Annotated in this window: 1 protein-coding gene; it reads right to left on the bottom strand. The window is 58.9% G+C overall.

What is annotated here, in order from left to right:
• Nucleotides 1-64: 64 nt before the first annotated feature.
• A partial coding sequence (locus AB4090_RS15080; RefSeq protein ID WP_369574695.1) for an IS1634 family transposase occupies nucleotides 65-889 on the bottom strand: 825 nt, incomplete at its 5' end.

Genomic DNA, 889 nt, shown 5'->3' with positions numbered 1-889 from the left:
CCCGAGTTCGACAGTTAATTTTATAACTCATTGATATTGCGAATAGCGATTTTAAAACGCTCCACTACAACAGAGTCAGTTGCTGAGACGCGGCTGGTTTTTTTACCCGGAGGGCATGCAGAACCTCGCTTTGACATTCCTGGATGGAAGACACCCCGGATACGGGTGGGGCGCCATGGAGACGAACTCGGTGATGCTGAATGCGGCGGAGTTGCTCTAAGGCCCGCTCCGGCGTCAGGCCGGTGTGCGCAGCACGTAAACGACTGCGCATGACCCGATGCAGAATCAGCGCCATGAAGCAGATCGCCGCGTGCGCCCGTATCCGGTCGGGCAGGCGGTGGTAGACCGGGCCGATTTCCAGTTCGGATTTGAGCACTTTGAAGCCCCGCTCGATATCGGCGAGAGACTTATAGCGGGCCACGACCTCCACCGGTGACAGGTCCTGCACATTGCTCACGAGCAGGAGCTTGCCATCCATCCTTTCCGCCAGCGTCCGTGCGCTCTCGTCGATGTCGTAGCTAAACTGCTGTGCGGCCATATCGACTTGGATGATGCGCGATAAATGTGCCTCGCAGACGGCATGGTAGAAGCGTGCCTTGGCACCGCTGTCGGAGAGCTTGCGGCCTCGATGTTTCTTGCCGTCGTCCTGAGCATCCAGTTTGTCGGCCCACTGGTCACCCTGGATAATCAGCGCTTCGATCCGCGCATTCCGCTTCTCCGCCTGGGTCGCCGCCGTAACCGGATCATGGGCGATCACCAGCCGCAGGTCGTTCCAGGTGCGCTCACCGATGACTTCTTCGGTGGCCGTGGTGCACGACTCCCGCTGGAAACACTCCAGCAGATCGGTAAATTCATGGTACCGCCGCCCCGGTACGGCCAGGATAAACTC

Origin of the sequence: Acidithiobacillus sp. IBUN Pt1247-S3, assembly GCF_041146875.1 — a bacterium.
Taxonomy (GTDB): Bacteria; Pseudomonadota; Gammaproteobacteria; order Acidithiobacillales; family Acidithiobacillaceae; genus Igneacidithiobacillus.
The sequence above is the reverse complement of the archived record's forward strand: the minus strand, read 5'-3'. Positions and strand labels throughout refer to the sequence as shown.